Consider the following 16,663-nt stretch of genomic DNA (forward strand, 5'->3'; position numbering starts at 1 on the left):
AAATGATTTCAAACTGTTGCAAGGTTTTATCGCGTCAAGGCGGGTCCTGGCACCCGCCGTCTTTTCAACTCAGTCGAAAAAAGCCTGAGAGGCCTGATCCAGAGCGGTTACATCGAAAAACCTACGACCGCACACAGCGCCGGCAGCGGCCCTGCCCGACTCAGAAAGATGCATTTCCCAAGGTTTTTTTCGAACCGCATCTCGTCTTTGGCATCTGTTGTGGGTAGTTTGCGTTCGGCAAGGAGACGTTGGCGCGATTTTTTTGTGCAGGACGCACGGAATTACTCAGAGGCTTCACCTTTATGAACCGCAGGAATCTCCTCAAAGCATCGATGGCGCTGGCGGCTTATAGCACCCTGCCAGCCTCGGGACTTTTTGCTGCGCGCGCCCTCGCCGCTGCAGCGGACGGCAAAAGCGAACCGTTCGACTTCGACTGGTTGAAGAAGCACGCCAAGGATCTGGCCGGCAAGACTTACGTGAGCACCAAGCAGGTGCTGCCACCGGTGCTGGCCGACATGACGCCGCAGCAGTTCAACGCCATCCGCTACGACCCTGAGCATTCCCTGTGGCGCGAGCTCAAGGGCCAGCTCGACGTGCAGTTCTTCCACGTCGGCATGGGCTTCAAGACACCGGTGCGCATGTACAGCGTCGACACCAAGGCCAAGACCGCGCGGGAAGTGCACTTCCGTCACGAGCTGTTCAACTACGAAAGCAGCGGCATCGACAAGAACAAGGTCACCGGCGACCTCGGCTTCGCCGGCTTCAAACTGTTCAAGGCGCCGGAAATCGCCGTCCACGACATCGTCTCGTTCCTCGGCGCCAGCTATTTCCGTGCGGTGGACTCCACCAAGCAGTACGGCCTTTCGGCCCGTGGCCTGGCCATCGACAGCTACGCCAAGCGCCAGGAAGAATTCCCCGACTTCACCAAGTTCTGGTTCGAAGCGCCGGCCAAGAACGCCACGCGCTTCGTGGTCTACGCGCTGCTGGACTCGCCGAGCGCCACCGGCGCCTACCGCTTCGACATCGACTGCCAGGCCAACCAGGTGGTGATGGATATCCAGGCGGACATCAACGCGCGGACCGACATCGAGCAGCTGGGCGTGACACCGATGACCAGCATGTTCAGCTGCGGCACTCACGAGCGCCGCATGTGCGACAGCATCCACCCGCAACTGCACGACTCCGACCGCCTGTCGATGTGGCGTGGCAACGGCGAGTGGATCTGCCGACCGCTGAACAACCCTGCCAAGCTGCAGTTCAACGCCTTCGCCGACAAGGACCCCAAGGGCTTCGGCCTGGTGCAGTACGACCATGACTTCGCCAGCTACCAGGACACCGTGGTGTGGTACAGCCGCCGCCCGAGCCTGTGGGTCGAGCCGACCACCGCCTGGGGCGAAGGCGAGGTCAGCCTGCTGGAAATCCCCACCACCGGCGAGACCATGGACAACATCGTGGTGTTCTGGACGCCGAAGAACAAGGTCAAGGCCGGTGACTCGCTCAACTATGGCTACAAGCTGTACTGGAGCGCCCTGCCACCGGTGAGCACGCCGCTGGCGCAGATCCACGCCACCCGCTCGGGCATGGGCGGCTTCCTGGAAGGCTGGGCACCGGGCGAGCACTACCCGAAAACCTGGGCGCGGCGCTTCGCAGTGGACTTCCACGGCGGCGGCATCGACCGCCTGCCCGAGGGCGTAGGCATCGAGCCGGTGCTCACCGTGTCCCACGGCAAGACCCAGGACTTCAACATCCAGTACCTGCCGGACATCAAGGGCTACCGGGTGATCTTCGACTGGGTGCCAGACAGCGATTCGGTGGAGCCGGTGAACATGCGCATGTTCATCCGTTCCCGCGACCGCACCCTCAGCGAGACCTGGTTGTACCAGTACTTCCCGCCAGCACCAGACAAGCGCAAGTACCCGTAAGCCTGAACCAGGCACCCCGTGCGCGCGGTGTAAGCCGCAACCACGGCGGGGCCTGGCTGTTCTTTTCGTCCCGGCGGATTTGACAGGTCGCCCATCAGCGACTGTTATACAGGCCTGTCACGCCGTTGGAGCCTTCGCTCCCGACACCCCCGCTCATACCTGATTCCCTTCCTGCATCGTCCGCACCGGCGGCCGGTGGGCGGTAGCGTTGCCGTCCCTGCCAGCCCGTGTTCATCTGCCCGAAAGGCCAACACATGACCTTATCCCCTGCCCGTGGCGCCGATGGCCGCCGCCGGTCGATCCTGGCGTTCGACCTTTCCACGTTGGTCACCTGGGTCGCCATCAGCCTATTGGTGGTCGAGACCTTCTCCGGAGCCCTGCGCTACTACCTCGACCTTGCCGGCCTGGGCCCGCTGCTGTACCTGCCCAAGGCGGCCTGCGTGCTGATGTTCGGCCTGGCGCTGCTGCGTCTGCGCGCCGGGCCGCTGTTCTGGTTGTGCCTGCTGGGCTGGCTGCTCTCGGCCCTGCTGGGCATGCTGCATGGCGCCAGCCTGCAGAACCTCGCCTTCAGCCTGTTCGCCATCAGCCCGCTGCTGTTCGGCCTGGTGCACAGCCCGATGCTGCTGGCGCGGCGCCGGTTGCTGGGCTGGAGCATTGCCCTGTGCCTGCTGGCCAGCCTGGCCGGGCTGCTGCTGGACAAGTACGGCCAAGTGCCGTGGAAGGGCTACAGCTACAACCTCGGCAGCACCGAACTCAGCGGCAACACCGCCTGGAGCGCCGACGACCAGGACCGCGTCGCCGGCTTCGCCCGGGTGTCGAACATCCTCTCCAACCTGATCGCCTTCTACAGCCTGTTCCTGCTGCTGTTCATCCGCTCCCTGCTGCTGCGTCTGCTGCTCTGTGCAGCGGCCCTGGTGGCCATCGTGCTGACCACCAGCAAGGCACCGGCCGGCGCCTTCGCCCTGACCCTGGGCCTGCTGCTGATCCTGCGCCTGGCCTGGACCTGCCGCGCGCTGTTCGTGCTGGCCGTGGGCATGGGCCTGCTGCTGCCGGCACTGGGGCTGCTGCAAGACTTCGACGCGCACACCGTGAGCCAGGGCGGCAGCTCGCTGGCCTCGCTCTACGACCGCCTGAACAACACCTGGCCCAACCTGTTCAACGCCATGAGCCGCGAAGGCTGGGGCTACACCGGTGCCGGCTTCGGCATGGTCGGCAGCACCATGGCGCTGTTCCCGGTGCCCGGTGCGGGTGTGCTGCTGGGCATGGACAACAGCGCCCTGTACCTGTGGGCCATGTTCGGCGCAGCGGGCCTGCTGCTCTACAGCCTGCAAGTGCCGATGTTCTGCAGCCTGCTCGACGACCGCAGCCGGGTCGGCCACATGTTGCTGTCCATCGGCTTCTGCTGGTGCCTGATCGGCTGGACCACCGACATGTTCGAGATCGCCGGCGCCAACCTGTTCATCGGGCTGGTGATCGGCTACGCCGTCAGCGACCGACTCCTCGAACAGACTGCGCCGAGTTCCGCGGCGGCCCCCCACCCCCTGCCCTACGAGGCCTTGCGCTGATGACCTTCCCGCTCTCCCGAGCCGGCCTGGCACTGCTGGTCGGCTTGTCCCTGCAAACTGCCCAGGCTGAACCGCCGCCCTTCATCCTCGGCATCTCGACCCACCTGATGAACATCGAGCGACCGTTGGCCCAGCCCTTGGGCCTGGCCGCCGAAGCCGGCTTCACCGCCGTCAAGGACGACGTGTTCTGGTCCACCGCCGAGCCAACGCGCAACCACCTGCGCATCATCCCGCAGTGGCGCCGCTACCTCAGCCAGGCGCAGAGCCTGCAACTGGAGCGTCTGGCCATCCTCGGCTACAGCACCCAGTTCCACGACAACGCCAAGCCGCGCACGCCGGAGGTCACCGGGCCGTTCCTCAACTACGTGGACTACGTCAGCCGGCAACTGGGCAACCGCGTGAGCTACTACGAAATCTGGAACGAATGGGACCTGCAGGCGCCCCGTGACCGCCAGTTGGCCCTGGACTACGCCGCACTGGTGAACAAGGCCGCGCCGGTGATCCGCGCCAACACCCGCGGCGCACCTGGCCCCGAGGCGCGCATTCTGGCGGGTGCGGTGACTCCCGAAGGCATGGACAACGGCTTCGCCGACCAACTGATCGTCAGCGGCGCGCTGGAGCAGGTCGACGGCCTGTCCATTCACCCCTACGTGCACTGCTCGGCCAACGACGGCAATACCCCGGAAGCCTGGCAGTCCTGGGTCAGCGCCTTCGAAGAGAACCTGCGCAACAAGGCTGGGCGCAACGTGCCGATCTACCTCACCGAGGTGGGCTGGCCCAGCCATCAGGGCCCCTGCGGCAAGAGCGAGATGACCCAAGCGCTGTACATGGCGCGCATCTGGTTTCTGGCGCGGACCATCCCCAACGTCAAGGGCATGTGGTGGTACGACCTGTACAACGACGGGCCGGACCGCCACGACCAGGAGCACAACTTCGGCATCCTCGCCGAAGACCTGTCGCCCAAGCCGGCCTGGACCATGATGAAAGCCATCGCCCCGGTGGTGCGCGACTTCGCCTTCGACGCCCAGGCCAGCGAGCTGTCCGAACGCCTTTACCAGCTGTACTTCCAGCGCGGCGACCAACGCCTGCTGGTGGCCTGGGCCATCGGCAAGCCGCAGCAACGCGAGGTGCTCAGCCACGGCCCGGTGCAAGGCCCGGTGCGCATGCTCGACACCCTGCAGGCCGAGCGCGGAGAGATCGCTACCGAACAGAACTGGCAATGCGCCTCCGGGCGTTGCTACGCCTCGGTGCTGCTGACCCGTTACCCGAAGATCATCCGCCTCACCCCTTGACCCCTCCCAACCTGCCGGCACCTGCCCATGGACTTCAGAAAAGATATCAACGGCCTGCGCGCCCTGGCGGTGCTCGCCGTGCTGCTGTACCACTTCCGTCCCGCCTGGCTGCCCGGTGGCTTCGCCGGAGTGGACGTGTTCTTCGTGATCTCCGGCTACCTGATTACCGGGATCATCCTGCGCGGCCTGAACACCGGACGCTTCAGCCTGGTGGCCTTCTATCGCTCGCGGGTGCGACGTATCGTGCCGGCGCTGGCGGTGCTGTGCATGGCCCTGCTGGTCGGCGGCTGGTTCTACCTGCTGCCGCTGGACTACGCCGCGCTGGGCAAGCACGTGGCGAGCAGCCTGGGCTTCGTGTCCAACATCGTCTACTGGCGGGAGGCCGGCTACTTCACCGCCAACGCCCACGAGAAATGGCTGCTGCACACCTGGTCGCTGTCGGTGGAGTGGCAGTTCTACCTGTTGTATCCGCTGGCGCTGTTGCTGCTCAAACGCCTGGTTGGCCTGCGGGCGCTGCGTGGCTGGGTCCTCGCCGGCTGCCTGGCCAGCCTGGCGCTGTGCCTGTTCGCCGCGCCGCGCTGGCCGGAAGCGGCCTTCTACCTGCTGCCGACCCGTGCCTGGGAGCTGCTGCTCGGCGCGGTGGCCTGCCTGTTCCCCCTGCGCCTGCCGACCCGCGGGCAGCGCTGGCTGGAGCGCGCCGGACTGGCGATGATCCTGGCGGGCTTCGGCCTGATGCAGGCCAGCCAGGGCTGGTCCGCCTACCTGGTACTGCTGCCGGTGCTGGGCACCTGGGCAGTGATCGCCGCCGCTCGGCAAGGCTCCTGGCTGACCGCCAATCCGGCGGCGCAGTGGCTGGGCCGGCTGTCCTATTCGCTGTACCTGTGGCACTGGCCGGTGGTGGTGGCGATGAACTACGCCGGCTGGCTGGACAACCCCCTCAGCGTGCTGGCCGGCATGGGCCTGGCCCTGCTGCTGGGCCAGGCTTCGTACCGGCTGGTGGAAACCGGTGGTCGCGGTGCAGGCCCGCGTCTGCAGCCCGTGCCGCTGGCGACCCTGACCCTGCTGGCCTTCATCGGCGCCAGCGGCATTTTCGCTTCCGCCGGCGCGGTGACCGCGCTGCGCAGCATCAGCACCTCCGACCGCGCACGCTTCATTCAGGATTACGCCGACCGCCAGAACCAGCTGTACGAGCCGTACTGGCTCAAGTGCGACGCCTTTTCGGCATTCACCCAGCGCGGCCAGTCCGGCATCGACGAGTCCTGCGTCCGTCGACGAGGCGCCGGCGGCGTGTTCCTGTGGGGCGACTCCCACGCCCAGGCTTTGTCGCTGGGACTGCGCACGCAACTGCAAGCGGGCACGCCGTTCTACCAGGTGACCTCGGCCAGCTGCCCGCCCGGCCTCACCGCGCCCCTGCAACAGGGCGCCGTGGGCCAGGCCTGCGTGTATGCCACCGAGCTGGCCTGGCGCAGCATCGAACGGCTGCGCCCGAGCATCGTGGTCATGGCGCAGAAGGACGGCCACGACCGCACCCCATGGAACGACATCGCCGCTCGCCTGCAAGGCTACGGCGTACGCCAGGTGGTGCTGGTCGGGCCGGTACCGCAATGGAGCCCATCGCTGCCCAGCGTCATTGCCAACCGCCATTGGGGGCTGGACGCCTCGCACATTCAGGATCGCGCGCTGGATCGGCACCTGCTCGACGTGGACCGGGCCCTCCGCCGCCAGATCGACCCCGCGCGGGTGCAGTTCGTCTCGCTGCTCGACAAGCTGTGCGACGCCAGCGGCTGCCTGGTGCGCCTGGGCGGCAACGACCAGTTGCTGCAGATCGACGATGGCCACTTGAGCGCCGAGGGCTCGATGTATGTGGTGCGCCAGTGGCTGTTGCCCCAGCTGCAACCGGCGCAGGGGGGCTGAAGCACCGGCCGTCGGCTGCTCGAACACGGCATCGACATACAGGGTTTCCAGGCCTTTCACATCTCTGCCATGCTGGCCCGTCAGGATGATCCGCCTCGCACACCAGGAAGGTAATAGGCCATGGGATTTCGCACTCTGATCGCTGCATGCACACTGGCTTGCCTGCCGGGTTTCGCCACGGCCCAGGCCTGGCTGGCGGGCGGGTCCGAGTGGCATCCATTCAGCTACAGCGACGCGCAGCAGCAGATGCAGGGCATTGCCGTGGACATCGTCCGTGAAGTGCTGGCCCAGGCGGGTATCCAGGCGCGCTTCGTGTCTTACCCGGCCAACCGCATGCAGGTCATGCTCGAACGCGGCCAGCTGGACCTCAGCTACGCCGAATCACGTGCCTGGCAAAACTATGAGGTCGCCGACCAGTACGTGTTTTCCGAGCCCTACATGAAGGTGCGCGAGTACCTGTTCTTCGCCCGCAACAACCCGGCCGCCGATAAATCCATCGATGCCCTGCAGAACCTGACCATTGGCATGGTGCGCGGCTATACCTACAAACGCCTGGATGCCGCGTTCGCCTCCCAGCGCCTGATGAAGCTGGAAACCTCGCAGGACATCGCCCTGTTCGATCTGCTCGACACCGGCCGGGTGGACGCCGTGGCGATGGTCGACGATCTCTACACCTACCTGACCGCGACCCACCACATCGACCCGAGCCGCTTCCGCCGTGGCGCGCAGCTCAGCGAAGCGCCGCTGTCGATCATGCTGCAGCGCAAGCACGCCGAACGCTTGCCCGCCATCGACCAGGCGATCCGGCACATGCAGGACAGCGGCGAGATCGCCCGCATCCTCGACGCCCACATGCCGGCGCGCACGGCCGTGGCCTGTAACACCCAGGACCCGGCCTGCTGACCCTGTGCAGCTCAGAACCGCGGCTTGAGCGCGGTCCAGTCGGGCCGGTATTTCTGCATCTGGGTCACATCGTTGCGCGAACGGATACCGCAGCTGTGGTACTGGTCATTGAGCTTGCCCAACTGGTCGTAGTCCAGCTCAACGCCCAGCCCCGGCGCATCGCGCAGGGCCACACAGCCATCGACAATGGGTAATTTGCCGCCCTTGATGACTTCTTCGTCCGGTTCCTGCCAGGGGTAATGGGTGTCGCAGGCATAGGCCAGGTTCGGCACGGCTGCGGCAACGTGGGTCATGGCCATCAGGCTGATGCCCAAGTGCGAATTGGAATGCATCGACACGCCCAGGCCGAAGGTGTCGCACAGGCGTGCCAGGACCTGCGTATCACGCAGGCCGCCCCAGTAATGGTGGTCGGCCAGGACGATCTGCACGCTGTTCAGCGCCACACTGCGGCGGAACTCGTCGAAATCGGTGACCACCATGTTGGTCGCCAGTGGCACCCCCGTGCGCCGATGCACCTCGGCCATGCCCTCCAGGCCCGGGCATGGATCTTCGTAGTATTCCAGGGCATCGCCCAGCGCCTCGGCCATGCGCAGCGAGGTGTCCACCGACCAGTTGCCGTTCGGGTCGATGCGCATCGGCGCCTGAGGAAAGGCTTCGCGCAGCGCCTTGATGCACGCCACCTCATGTTCCGGGCCAAGCAGCGTGCCGGCCTTGAGCTTGATGCTCTTGAAGCCGTTCTCTTCGATCATGGTGCGCGCCTGAGCGACGATCTGCTGCGGGCTGATGGCTTCGCCCCAGCGGTCAGGCTTGTAGGGCGAGCCGATGTGCTCGGCGTACTTGAAGAACAGGTAGGCGCTGAACGGTACTTCGCGGCGCACCGCCCCACCGAGCAGGTTGACCAGCGGCATGTCCAGCGAGCGCGCCTGCAGGTCGAGAAACGCCACCTCGAAGGCCGAGTAGGCATTGGCCACCTGCTTGCTCGGGTGCGAGCCTGGCGCCAGCTCGGCTCCGGCACTGGCCGGCTGCAGGCCGGCGACGGTCTTCACCACCCGCGCACGCAGGCCGTTGAGGTCGAAGGGGTCCAGCCCCACCAGGCTGCCCTGCATGGCCTGCAGCACCGCCAGCACCGGTGCATCGCCATAGCTCTCGCCCAGGCCGATGAGGCCGCTGTCACTCTCGACCTCGATGATCGAGCGCAGCGCATAGGGCTCGTGGATGCCACTGGCATTGAGCAGGGGGGCGTCGCGAAAGGCGATAGGCGTGACACGGACCTGTTTGATCTTCATGAATAGGCGGCTCCGGTAAGCAGGAAAAAGGCCGACCGGGCAGCGCGCCACCCGGCGGAACAAGCGAGAGGGATCAGGCCGGGGTGGCGCGTGGCGCCGGGGTGGCCCCCTTGCCCTGGCCCTTGCGGGTACGGGTCATGAACACCAGGATGCCGGCCAGCAGCGACACCACGGCCAGGCCGATCAGGCCACCCTGGATCGAGCCGGTGCTCTGTTCCAGATAGCCGAACGTCGCGGGCGCCACGAACCCTCCAAGGCTGCCCACCGAGTTGATCAGCGCGATGACCCCGGCGGCGATGCGCGCATCCAGGTAGGCCTGGGGAATCGGCCAGAACAGCGACGAAGCCGCCTTGAAACCGATGGCCGCGAAGCAGATCGCCACGAAGGAAAACACCGGCCCGCCCAGGGTGGACATGAACAGCCCGATGGCGGCAATGACGAAGGCCGCCGAGGCCCAGGCCTGCTGCCACTTGAAGCGCGCCGCCAGGCTGGCGAAGGCGTACATCGCCAGCACCGAGATGATCCACGGGATGGAGTTGAACAGCCCGACCTGGAAATCGCCCAGCCCGCCCATCGAGCGGATGATGCTCGGCAACCAGAAGGTGCAGCCGTAGATGGTCAGCGAGATGGCGAAGTACAGGAAGCAGAACAGCAGGATCTGCGGGTCGCGCAGCAGATGCAGGGCCGAGTGCCGCACCTCGCCGCCGCCGACGGCCTGCTCACGCTGGCGCTGCTCTTCGGCGATGCACTCGGTCAGCGCCTGGCTTTCTGCCTGGCTGAGCCATTTCGCATCCTTGGGCAGCGAATCGAGCCAGAACCACACGAAGCCACACAGCAGCACCGAGAACATGCCCTCGATGAAGAACATCCACTGCCAGCCATGCATGCCCAGCCCCTGGATGTTCAACAGCGCGCCAGACAGCGGGCCGGAAATGATTGAGGCAATCGCCGAACCACTGAGAAAGATCGCCATGGCCTTGCCGCGTTCGCCGGCCGGCAGCCACTGGGTGAAGTAATACACCACGCCGGGAAAGAACCCGGCCTCGGCCACGCCGAGCAGGAAGCGCAGGATGTAGAACCAGGTCTCGTTGGGCACGAAGGCCATCGCCGTGGCCACTACGCCCCAGGTGAACATGATGCGGGTCAGCCAGACCTTGGCGCCGAAGCGCTGCAGGAGGATGTTGGACGGCACTTCGAACAGTGCATAGCCAATGAAGAACAGGCCGGCGCCCAGGCCGTAGGCCGCAGCACCGATACCCAGATCGCTCTCCAGGTGGCTGCGCACGAAGCCGATATTCACTCGGTCGATGTAGTTGACGATGAACATCACCACGAACAGCGGCAGCACGTGGCGTTTGACCTTGGCCACCGCACGGGCGACCAGCTCGGGGTCTGCTGGGGAAAGGACGGTATTCAAGGGACGACTCCATGTGATTGTTGTTGTGGAGATGCGTCGATCATGTACCCGGCTATTGTTTCCGTCTAATCTAGTCTGGCTCTTGATTGATACCCGGAAAATATCAATGTTTGAACTCGCCCAGCTGCGCTGCTTTGCTACGGTGGCCACCGAGCTGAACTTCCGCCGTGCCGCCGAACGCCTGAACATGACCCAGCCACCGTTGAGCCGGCAGATCCAGTTGCTGGAGCACAACCTGGGTATCGAGCTGTTCACCCGCAGCACCCGCAGCGTGGCCCTGACCGCCGCCGGCCGGGCCTTTTTCATCGAAGCCCAGCACCTGCTGGAACGCGCCGAGCAGGCGGCGCTGGCAGCCAAGCGCTTCGCCAGCGGCGACATCGGTTCGGTGAGCATCAGCTTCGTTGGCAGCGCCGTGTATGAATTCCTGCCCAGGGTCATCGCCGAAGCCCGGCTCAACCAGCCGCAGGTGAAGATCGCCCTCAGCGAAATGAACACCGCGCAGCAGCACGAGGCGCTGCGTGCCCGGCGCATCGACCTGGGCATCGTCCGTGCGCCCTTGCTGCAACCGGGCTACGAGAGCGAATGCCTGGTACGCGAGCCGTTCGTGCTCGCCGTGCCTGCCAGCCACCCGCTGGCCAGCGCGCCACAGGTGACGGTTCGCGACCTGGCCGGTGTGCCCTTCCTGATGTATTCCCACTCGGCCTACCCGCCATTCAACGAACTGCTCACCGGCATGTTCCGCTCCGCCGGCGTTGCCCCGGAATACGTGCAGTGGCTGGGCTCTTCGCTGACCATCCTGGCGCTGGTCAACGCCGCCATGGGCCTGGCCCTGGTGCCGCGCTGCGCCACCAACGTGGTGTTCCGTGACGTAGTGTTCCGCGACATCGACCTGGACGAAGGCATCCAGAGCGAACTGCATCTGGTGTGGCGCAGCGACAACGACAACCCGGCGTGCCGGATGCTGCTGGAAGCCATTCGCGCGGCGGTGCATAACGGCTGACGAGTGGTTGCCGGTCATCAATTGAGTCTAGCGCTGGGGCGTAGCCTGGCATTTCTGCCAGTCGCCAGACTCACGCCCTGGGTTGATCGTTCGAATTTCTCATCCGAGTGACCTGGCCATGAGCACCACTTCCCCCGCCACCCAGCACTATCACTATGATGCACTCGACCGCCTGGCCAGCCGTTCTAACGCTGAACGGCCTGTCGCACCCGGCTTCTTCTACTGCGGAACGCGCCTGGCCACCGAAATCGAAGGGCACGCTCGGACGATCCTGTTTCACGCCAGAAACAGGCTGCTGGCACAGCGGCGCGATAACGTCTTGCAAATCGGCACGACCTTGCTGGGCAGTGATCAACCAGGCTCTGTGACCCACAGCCTGAGCGCAACGCAACAACGAGTCTTCGCTTATATGCCCTATGGCGCCCGGCATCCTCTATGGGTGCCCGAAGGTCTGTCCGGCTTCAAGGGGGAACGGTTGGAACCGATGACGGCACATTACTTGTCGGGTAACGGCTACCGGGCGTTCAACCCTGTATTGATGAGATTCCACAGCCCGGACAGCCTGAGTCCATTCGGGGAGGGCGGATTGAACGAATATGCGTACTGTGCAGGGGATCCGATCAATCGGGCCGATCCTGAGGGGCACATGTTCCAAGCGGTGATGACCGCTCTCAGCGACTTTTTTCCCAGCCAATCAAGACAGAAATTCAAAGTCATTGCGCCGGGCATCATCGGTTTCGAAAAACCTTACGGGAAGCGCAAGACGTTCAGCATCGTCAGCCATGGCGTGGCGGAACCATTGGATGGTTACCATCCGCTGATCACAAGTGATGAACGGCTGGTCAGCCCGATGATATTGCGCGACAGGCTGGCGAGTTCCGGAATCGATCTCAGCCAGTACGAGCGAATACGCCTGATGTCCTGCTACTCGGCAAACGGCGCGAATCCCTTTGCCGCACAACTGTCGAAACTGACCCAAAAGCCGGTGAAGGGCTACAGGGGCGTAGTGTCCGTCGCTGGCAGTCACCACATCGAAAACAACAGGCGTGTTCGCCAACTTTCTCAACATGAATACGAATACAGTGGCCAGATCAGGGCCATCAAGATAAGTCTGCCCGGCGCATTGAACGAAAGACTGCCCTTCACCTACAAACCCGTCATTTTCAATCCCTGAGCCTCATTCCAGCGGCAGCCCGTCGTCCGTCCCCAGGCAACCGAAACAGCACACCCATGCAAGCCATACGCCCAGCCATGAACCATAGTGAATTCCCGCAGCGCGCCTGCGGTCACTCCTTCTCACCCGCCTATCAGTGGAGCCTGTCATGAGCACATTCGTCACCCGCGATGGAACCGAGATCTATTACAAGGACTGGGGGTCGGGCAAACCCGTGCTGTTCAGCCATGGTTGGCCGCTGGACGCCGACATGTGGGAATACCAGATGCACTACCTGAGCAGCCGCGGGTATCGCACCATCGCCTTCGACCGTCGCGGTTTCGGGCGCTCCGGCCAGCCGTGGGAAGGCTATGACTACGACACCTTCGCCGACGACATCGCCGACCTGATCGAACACCTGGACCTCAAGGAAGTCAGCCTGGTGGGCTTCTCCATGGGTGGCGGCGATGTGTCGCGCTACATCGGCAAGTACGGCACCTCGCGCGTAGCCAAGTTGGCGCTGCTGGGCGCCGTTACGCCGATCTTCGGCAAGACCGCCGACCACCCCGAGGGCGTCGAGCAGGCCGTGTTCGACGGCATTCGTGACGGCCTGCTCAAGGATCGCGCGCAGTTCATCGCCGACTTCAGCACCCCCTTCTACGGCCTGGATAACGGCCAGAAGGTCTCTGACGGCGTACTGACCCAGACCCTCAACATCGCCCTGCTGGCCTCGCTCAAGGGCACTGTCGATTGCGTGACCGCCTTCGCCGGGACCGACTTCCGCCCTGACATGGCCAAGGTCGACGTGCCGACCCTGGTGATCCATGGCGACGCCGACAAGATCGTGCCGCTGGAAGCCACCGGCAAGCTCGCCGCGCAGATGATTCCCGGCGCCGAACTCAAGGTCTACGCCGGTGCACCGCACGGCTTCGCGGTGACCCACGCGCAGCAGCTGAACGAAGACCTGCTGGCCTTCGTCGGCGGCTGATACCGCCAGGCAGGGAACCTGGCCCCTGATCGTCACTCCAAGCAGCACGAACACGGATGACGAACGGATGGTCATGTCCCCTGCCCCTTCATGGAGGCCCGCATGCCGGGCCCGCTAGACCGCCTGCGGGACTGGCTGACGCGCACCCCGCCGCAGCCGCCCCAGCCCTGCGTCACGCCGGCTCAGACCCCGCCTCCTGGCGTGGCTGATATCGAGGGGCTGCTGGCCTTCCTGCCCCGCCTGTACCCCGGCGGCGTCGCCATCGACCCTTTCCAGAATGCACCCGCTGAGCAATGGCCGGTGTACGTCCAAGACGTCGATGCCTTTTTCCAGGCTGCTGGCCAGGAATGCTGGATCGACTACCGCTACGGGGATGCCAATCCAGGCGACATGCTCGAGCACCCCGAGCAGATTGCCCAGGCCTCTCTCGAACAGATCAAGAGCCTGCTGACCTGGTGCGTCCGTGGCGAACGTTTCTGCTACGGCCATCATGGCGCGGTCATCCAGAACGGCGCCGTTCTGGCCATCCTGCAACGCCTGCAAGTCATACGGAATAGCTTGGATCACCAGGCCCCTCACCCCAGGAACCGACCATGAAATACGACGATGCCTCTTGGCATTACGAAGGCGACTTTCCCGAAGAACTGCCACCCGAAGCCGGCGCCACCCATATCGGGCTGTTCCTCGCCTGGCTGCTGAACCACGACCACGCCAGCGAAGAACTGCTCGAAGACGCCAGCGATCAGGTGCAGGCGCTCCAAGCCCGGCAGATCACTGGCGCACAGCTGTTGATGAGTACGCTGGACGGCAAGTTTCTCGCCCAGGACCTGGACGATACCGGCAACGCCTTCGCCCTGGCCTACTACCAGGGCCAAGATGATGACAGCCGGTATTTCGACGATTACCTGCTGGTATTCGATGACCAGGAAACCATCTATCACGTGGAAGACAGCTGGGAAAGTTACGAACGGCTGGCCAGCGTGATCGATGAACGCTTCGCCGCCTGGAACGCCCAGGGCCGGCCGCAGTACCTGCCTTGACCCTCACAGAAGGCCCCAGCATGTCCATCGTCGACACCTACCTCAACGGCCTGTACCAGGCCCTGCCTGCCGAAGAACTGCAACAGCTGCAGCTCAGCCACGGCGCCTCCCCCACCGACCTGCAAGCGCTACAGGCGGCTTATCCACAGGTGCCGGCCAGCCTGCTGGAGCTGCTCGGGCGTATCGACGGTACTCACTACCGCGAGTATCCAGGCGGTGAGATCTGCGTGCTGATCCTCGGCTCGGATGTCTTCGAGTACCCCTACTACCTCAGCTCCGTGGCGCAGATCCTCGAAGAAGCCGGAAAGTACAGGGACAGCATCGCCGAGATCTACGAGGCGTACCTCGACGAAGACCCTGAACTGCTCGGCGCAGGCATCGACCCGCAGGTGCCAATGAACCGCCGCCTGTGTTTTTCCCACTGCATGAACAACGGCGGCACCTCACGCCTGTACCTGGACTTCGACCCGGCGCCAGGCGGCAGCGTCGGCCAGGTCGTGCGCTTTTTGCACGACCCGGACAGCTACGTGGTGATCGCCAGCAGCTTCGATGAGTACCTGCAGGGGCTGATTGACCAGAATTACGAGTTCATTTTTGAGGATGAGTAGACCGCCTGAACCGCTTATCCACCAAGCCCAATATTGATCAGTTAGACCGGGTAGGAGCGGCTTCAGCCGCGAAGCGAGCGCATGTTCACCACAGATGCAGTGAATTTTCTGGCGCTTTCGCGGCTAAAGCCGCTCCCACCGGAGCACATGCCGCTTAATCGAACCTTGTTGCCATTAGGCCAACAGCTACCCTTTACAGAATCGTGACCGATCAGTGCAATAGCCGAATTTTCACGGACGATACAAGGATTTTTTCATGGCCGAAAAGCTGCGCTCGCCCCGCGGCGACCTGCTCCGCGCAATGGTTTTTGCCCCATTGGGTTTTTGTCTGCTGTTTCTCACGTTCGTACTTGTCCACAACCAGCTGGACTTTCTAGCCCACGCGCAACGTGCCGAAGGGCAGGTCAGCGCCCTGAATGCGGGCGGCAGCCACCCGCAAATCGACTTCACCGACGCCCACGGCAAGGCATTCAGTTACCCGCAAAACGGCTTTATCTGGGGTTATGAAGTCGGCGACCGGGTGACGGTTTTGTATCGGCCTGAAAACCCTGACGTCTCGGCGATCATCGAGGCCAACGGCGTGTTATGGGCTTGGAGCCTGGTGGCGGGCTTGCTGGGTATCCTGTTTGCCGCTGGAGGCATCTATCACCTGATGGCATGGATTCGCCATCGCCGCCAGGCTTAGTCAGGGGTCTTCACACAGACAAAAATGGCATTGCCGCCAGCCCCCTGCCAAGGGGTGATCCTTTCGTAGTCGTGCTCGAACACATGAACATCGAACCGCGGCTGCAACAGCGCCTGCAACTCCACGAAGCTGGCAGCCACCATCGGATGTTCATCCTCCCAGGTCTGGGTCGTGCCCTCGTGTGTCTTGTCGATCCGCAAGCGCAGCGACTGCCTTTCGCCTTCGCCCGGATAGTGCCAGGCGGAGCCGAAGGCAAACTGGCTACCTTCGTGATTGACCTTATGCCCCACGAACGAACGGTTATCGATCTTGTACTTATCCACAGCGTTGAAGCAGAACACGCCCCCCTCGCCTAGCGCCTCATGCACCCGGCCAATGCAAGCGTCGAGGCGTTCGATACCGGCGTTGTAGTGGATGGAATACAAGAAGCAAGTGACCAGATCCAGCGGCTCGTCCACGGTGAAGTCACCCATGTCCAGACAGGCGAAGCGGGCTTCCGGGCAACGCTGCGCGGCGATATCGAGCATCGGTTGGTTGATGTCCAGGCCGGCACTGCGGTAGCCGAAATCGAGAAAGTGACGAATATGCGGCCCGGTGCCACAGGCCAGGTCCAGATGCCTGGCGCCTTGATTGCCGAACAACTGATGAAGCCTGCGAATACCCTGGCTCTGCGCCCGATAGTCGATGTCGGCACACATCAGGTCGTAGTAGCCAGACAGGTCGGTATACAGCGCATTGGTCGTCATGGAGAGCCAGTAGGTTGGGTAAGGGTGAGGGGCGCGGGATCATACCTCAAGGGCTGTGGACAGTTGACGAATGAAACCCGATAAAAATGCCCGCATGGTTAAGATCGGTCTGCGGGCGTTTTTATGTCTGGTGGGATCGATTTC

The 16,663-nt window shown here is 63.9% G+C and carries 15 protein-coding genes; 12 read left to right on the plus strand and 3 right to left on the minus strand.

Features of this window, described 5'->3' with window-relative positions:
• Nucleotides 1-302: 302 nt before the first annotated feature.
• The 5 genes from QZ497_RS05335 (at nt 303) to QZ497_RS05355 (ending at nt 7,596) form a co-directional block, all read left to right on the plus strand.
• On the plus strand, nt 303-1,922 hold the full coding sequence (locus QZ497_RS05335; RefSeq protein WP_295471832.1) for a glucan biosynthesis protein D: 1,620 nt from the start codon (nt 303-305) through the stop codon (nt 1,920-1,922).
• Nucleotides 1,923-2,176: 254 nt separating this feature from the next.
• The gene (locus QZ497_RS05340) at nt 2,177-3,487 is read left to right on the plus strand and encodes a hypothetical protein (protein ID WP_295471834.1); all 1,311 of its coding nucleotides are present in this window, start codon (nt 2,177-2,179) and stop codon (nt 3,485-3,487) included.
• Complete coding sequence (locus tag QZ497_RS05345; RefSeq protein WP_295471837.1) at nt 3,487-4,779, plus strand: hypothetical protein; 1,293 nt, start codon at nt 3,487-3,489, stop codon at nt 4,777-4,779. The genes QZ497_RS05340 and QZ497_RS05345 overlap by 1 nt, the downstream gene beginning before the upstream one ends.
• A 27-nt stretch (nt 4,780-4,806) precedes the next feature.
• Nucleotides 4,807-6,693, plus strand: a complete 1,887-nt coding sequence (locus tag QZ497_RS05350; RefSeq protein ID WP_295471840.1) for an acyltransferase family protein — start codon at nt 4,807-4,809, stop codon at nt 6,691-6,693.
• Between the two features lie 120 nt (nt 6,694-6,813).
• Nucleotides 6,814-7,596 carry a transporter substrate-binding domain-containing protein gene (locus tag QZ497_RS05355; protein ID WP_295471842.1) on the plus strand — a complete coding sequence of 261 codons (783 nt, stop codon included), beginning with the start codon at nt 6,814-6,816 and terminating at the stop codon, nt 7,594-7,596.
• An 11-nt stretch (nt 7,597-7,607) separates the two neighbouring features.
• On the opposite strand, the gene QZ497_RS05360 is transcribed toward QZ497_RS05355, so the two are convergent.
• Together QZ497_RS05360 and QZ497_RS05365 are read right to left on the minus strand one after the other, a co-directional pair.
• Nucleotides 7,608-8,882 carry a glucarate dehydratase family protein gene (locus tag QZ497_RS05360; RefSeq protein WP_295471845.1) on the minus strand — a complete coding sequence of 425 codons (1,275 nt, stop codon included), beginning with the start codon at nt 8,880-8,882 and terminating at the stop codon, nt 7,608-7,610.
• Nucleotides 8,883-8,955: 73 nt separating this feature from the next.
• On the minus strand, nt 8,956-10,299 hold the full coding sequence (locus QZ497_RS05365) for an MFS transporter (RefSeq protein ID WP_295471847.1): 1,344 nt from the start codon (nt 10,297-10,299) through the stop codon (nt 8,956-8,958).
• 106 nt (nt 10,300-10,405) lie between these two features.
• Between QZ497_RS05365 and QZ497_RS05370 the strand changes: the two genes are divergently transcribed.
• The 7 genes from QZ497_RS05370 to QZ497_RS05400 all read left to right on the plus strand — a co-directional run bounded on the left by QZ497_RS05370 (nt 10,406) and on the right by QZ497_RS05400 (nt 15,773).
• On the plus strand, nt 10,406-11,299 hold the full coding sequence (locus QZ497_RS05370) for a LysR substrate-binding domain-containing protein (RefSeq protein WP_295471850.1): 894 nt from the start codon (nt 10,406-10,408) through the stop codon (nt 11,297-11,299).
• A 118-nt stretch (nt 11,300-11,417) separates the two neighbouring features.
• The gene (locus QZ497_RS05375; protein ID WP_295471852.1) at nt 11,418-12,473 is read left to right on the plus strand and encodes an RHS repeat-associated core domain-containing protein; all 1,056 of its coding nucleotides are present in this window, start codon (nt 11,418-11,420) and stop codon (nt 12,471-12,473) included.
• A gap of 148 nt (nt 12,474-12,621) precedes the next feature.
• On the plus strand, nt 12,622-13,440 hold the full coding sequence (locus QZ497_RS05380; protein WP_295471853.1) for an alpha/beta hydrolase: 819 nt from the start codon (nt 12,622-12,624) through the stop codon (nt 13,438-13,440).
• Between the two features lie 102 nt (nt 13,441-13,542).
• Complete coding sequence (locus tag QZ497_RS05385) at nt 13,543-14,037, plus strand: DUF6508 domain-containing protein (RefSeq protein WP_295471856.1); 495 nt, start codon at nt 13,543-13,545, stop codon at nt 14,035-14,037.
• Complete coding sequence (locus QZ497_RS05390) at nt 14,034-14,480, plus strand: hypothetical protein (RefSeq protein ID WP_295471858.1); 447 nt, start codon at nt 14,034-14,036, stop codon at nt 14,478-14,480. Before QZ497_RS05385 ends, QZ497_RS05390 begins: the two co-directional genes overlap by 4 nt.
• Before the next feature lie 20 nt (nt 14,481-14,500).
• Nucleotides 14,501-15,088: an SMI1/KNR4 family protein gene (locus QZ497_RS05395; protein ID WP_295471861.1), complete on the plus strand. Its 588-nt coding sequence runs from the start codon at nt 14,501-14,503 to the stop codon at nt 15,086-15,088.
• Nucleotides 15,089-15,344: 256 nt separating this feature from the next.
• Complete coding sequence (locus tag QZ497_RS05400) at nt 15,345-15,773, plus strand: DUF3592 domain-containing protein (protein WP_295471864.1); 429 nt, start codon at nt 15,345-15,347, stop codon at nt 15,771-15,773.
• On the opposite strand, the gene QZ497_RS05405 is transcribed toward QZ497_RS05400, so the two are convergent.
• A complete protein-coding gene (locus tag QZ497_RS05405) occupies nt 15,770-16,519 on the minus strand; it encodes a class I SAM-dependent methyltransferase (RefSeq protein WP_295471867.1) in 750 nt (249 codons plus the stop codon). The genes QZ497_RS05400 and QZ497_RS05405 overlap by 4 nt on opposite strands.
• Nucleotides 16,520-16,663: the final 144 nt, after the last annotated feature.

Source organism: uncultured Pseudomonas sp. (assembly GCF_913777995.1).
In the GTDB taxonomy this organism is placed as follows: domain Bacteria; phylum Pseudomonadota; class Gammaproteobacteria; order Pseudomonadales; family Pseudomonadaceae; genus Aquipseudomonas.

What these genes read in the sequence shown, in the direction of transcription:
- QZ497_RS05335 (WP_295471832.1), top strand. Translation starts at nt 303, where the DNA reads ATGAACCGCAGGAATCTCCTCAAAGCATCGATGGCGCTGGCGGCTTAT.
- QZ497_RS05340 (WP_295471834.1), top strand. Translation starts at nt 2,177, where the DNA reads ATGACCTTATCCCCTGCCCGTGGCGCCGATGGCCGCCGCCGGTCGATC.
- QZ497_RS05345 (WP_295471837.1), top strand. Translation starts at nt 3,487, where the DNA reads ATGACCTTCCCGCTCTCCCGAGCCGGCCTGGCACTGCTGGTCGGCTTG.
- QZ497_RS05350 (WP_295471840.1), top strand. Translation starts at nt 4,807, where the DNA reads ATGGACTTCAGAAAAGATATCAACGGCCTGCGCGCCCTGGCGGTGCTC.
- QZ497_RS05355 (WP_295471842.1), top strand. Translation starts at nt 6,814, where the DNA reads ATGGGATTTCGCACTCTGATCGCTGCATGCACACTGGCTTGCCTGCCG.
- QZ497_RS05360 (WP_295471845.1), bottom strand. Translation starts at nt 8,882, where the DNA reads ATGAAGATCAAACAGGTCCGTGTCACGCCTATCGCCTTTCGCGACGCC.
- QZ497_RS05370 (WP_295471850.1), top strand. Translation starts at nt 10,406, where the DNA reads ATGTTTGAACTCGCCCAGCTGCGCTGCTTTGCTACGGTGGCCACCGAG.
- QZ497_RS05375 (WP_295471852.1), top strand. Translation starts at nt 11,418, where the DNA reads ATGAGCACCACTTCCCCCGCCACCCAGCACTATCACTATGATGCACTC.
- QZ497_RS05380 (WP_295471853.1), top strand. Translation starts at nt 12,622, where the DNA reads ATGAGCACATTCGTCACCCGCGATGGAACCGAGATCTATTACAAGGAC.
- QZ497_RS05385 (WP_295471856.1), top strand. Translation starts at nt 13,543, where the DNA reads ATGCCGGGCCCGCTAGACCGCCTGCGGGACTGGCTGACGCGCACCCCG.
- QZ497_RS05390 (WP_295471858.1), top strand. Translation starts at nt 14,034, where the DNA reads ATGAAATACGACGATGCCTCTTGGCATTACGAAGGCGACTTTCCCGAA.
- QZ497_RS05395 (WP_295471861.1), top strand. Translation starts at nt 14,501, where the DNA reads ATGTCCATCGTCGACACCTACCTCAACGGCCTGTACCAGGCCCTGCCT.
- QZ497_RS05400 (WP_295471864.1), top strand. Translation starts at nt 15,345, where the DNA reads ATGGCCGAAAAGCTGCGCTCGCCCCGCGGCGACCTGCTCCGCGCAATG.
- QZ497_RS05405 (WP_295471867.1), bottom strand. Translation starts at nt 16,519, where the DNA reads ATGACGACCAATGCGCTGTATACCGACCTGTCTGGCTACTACGACCTG.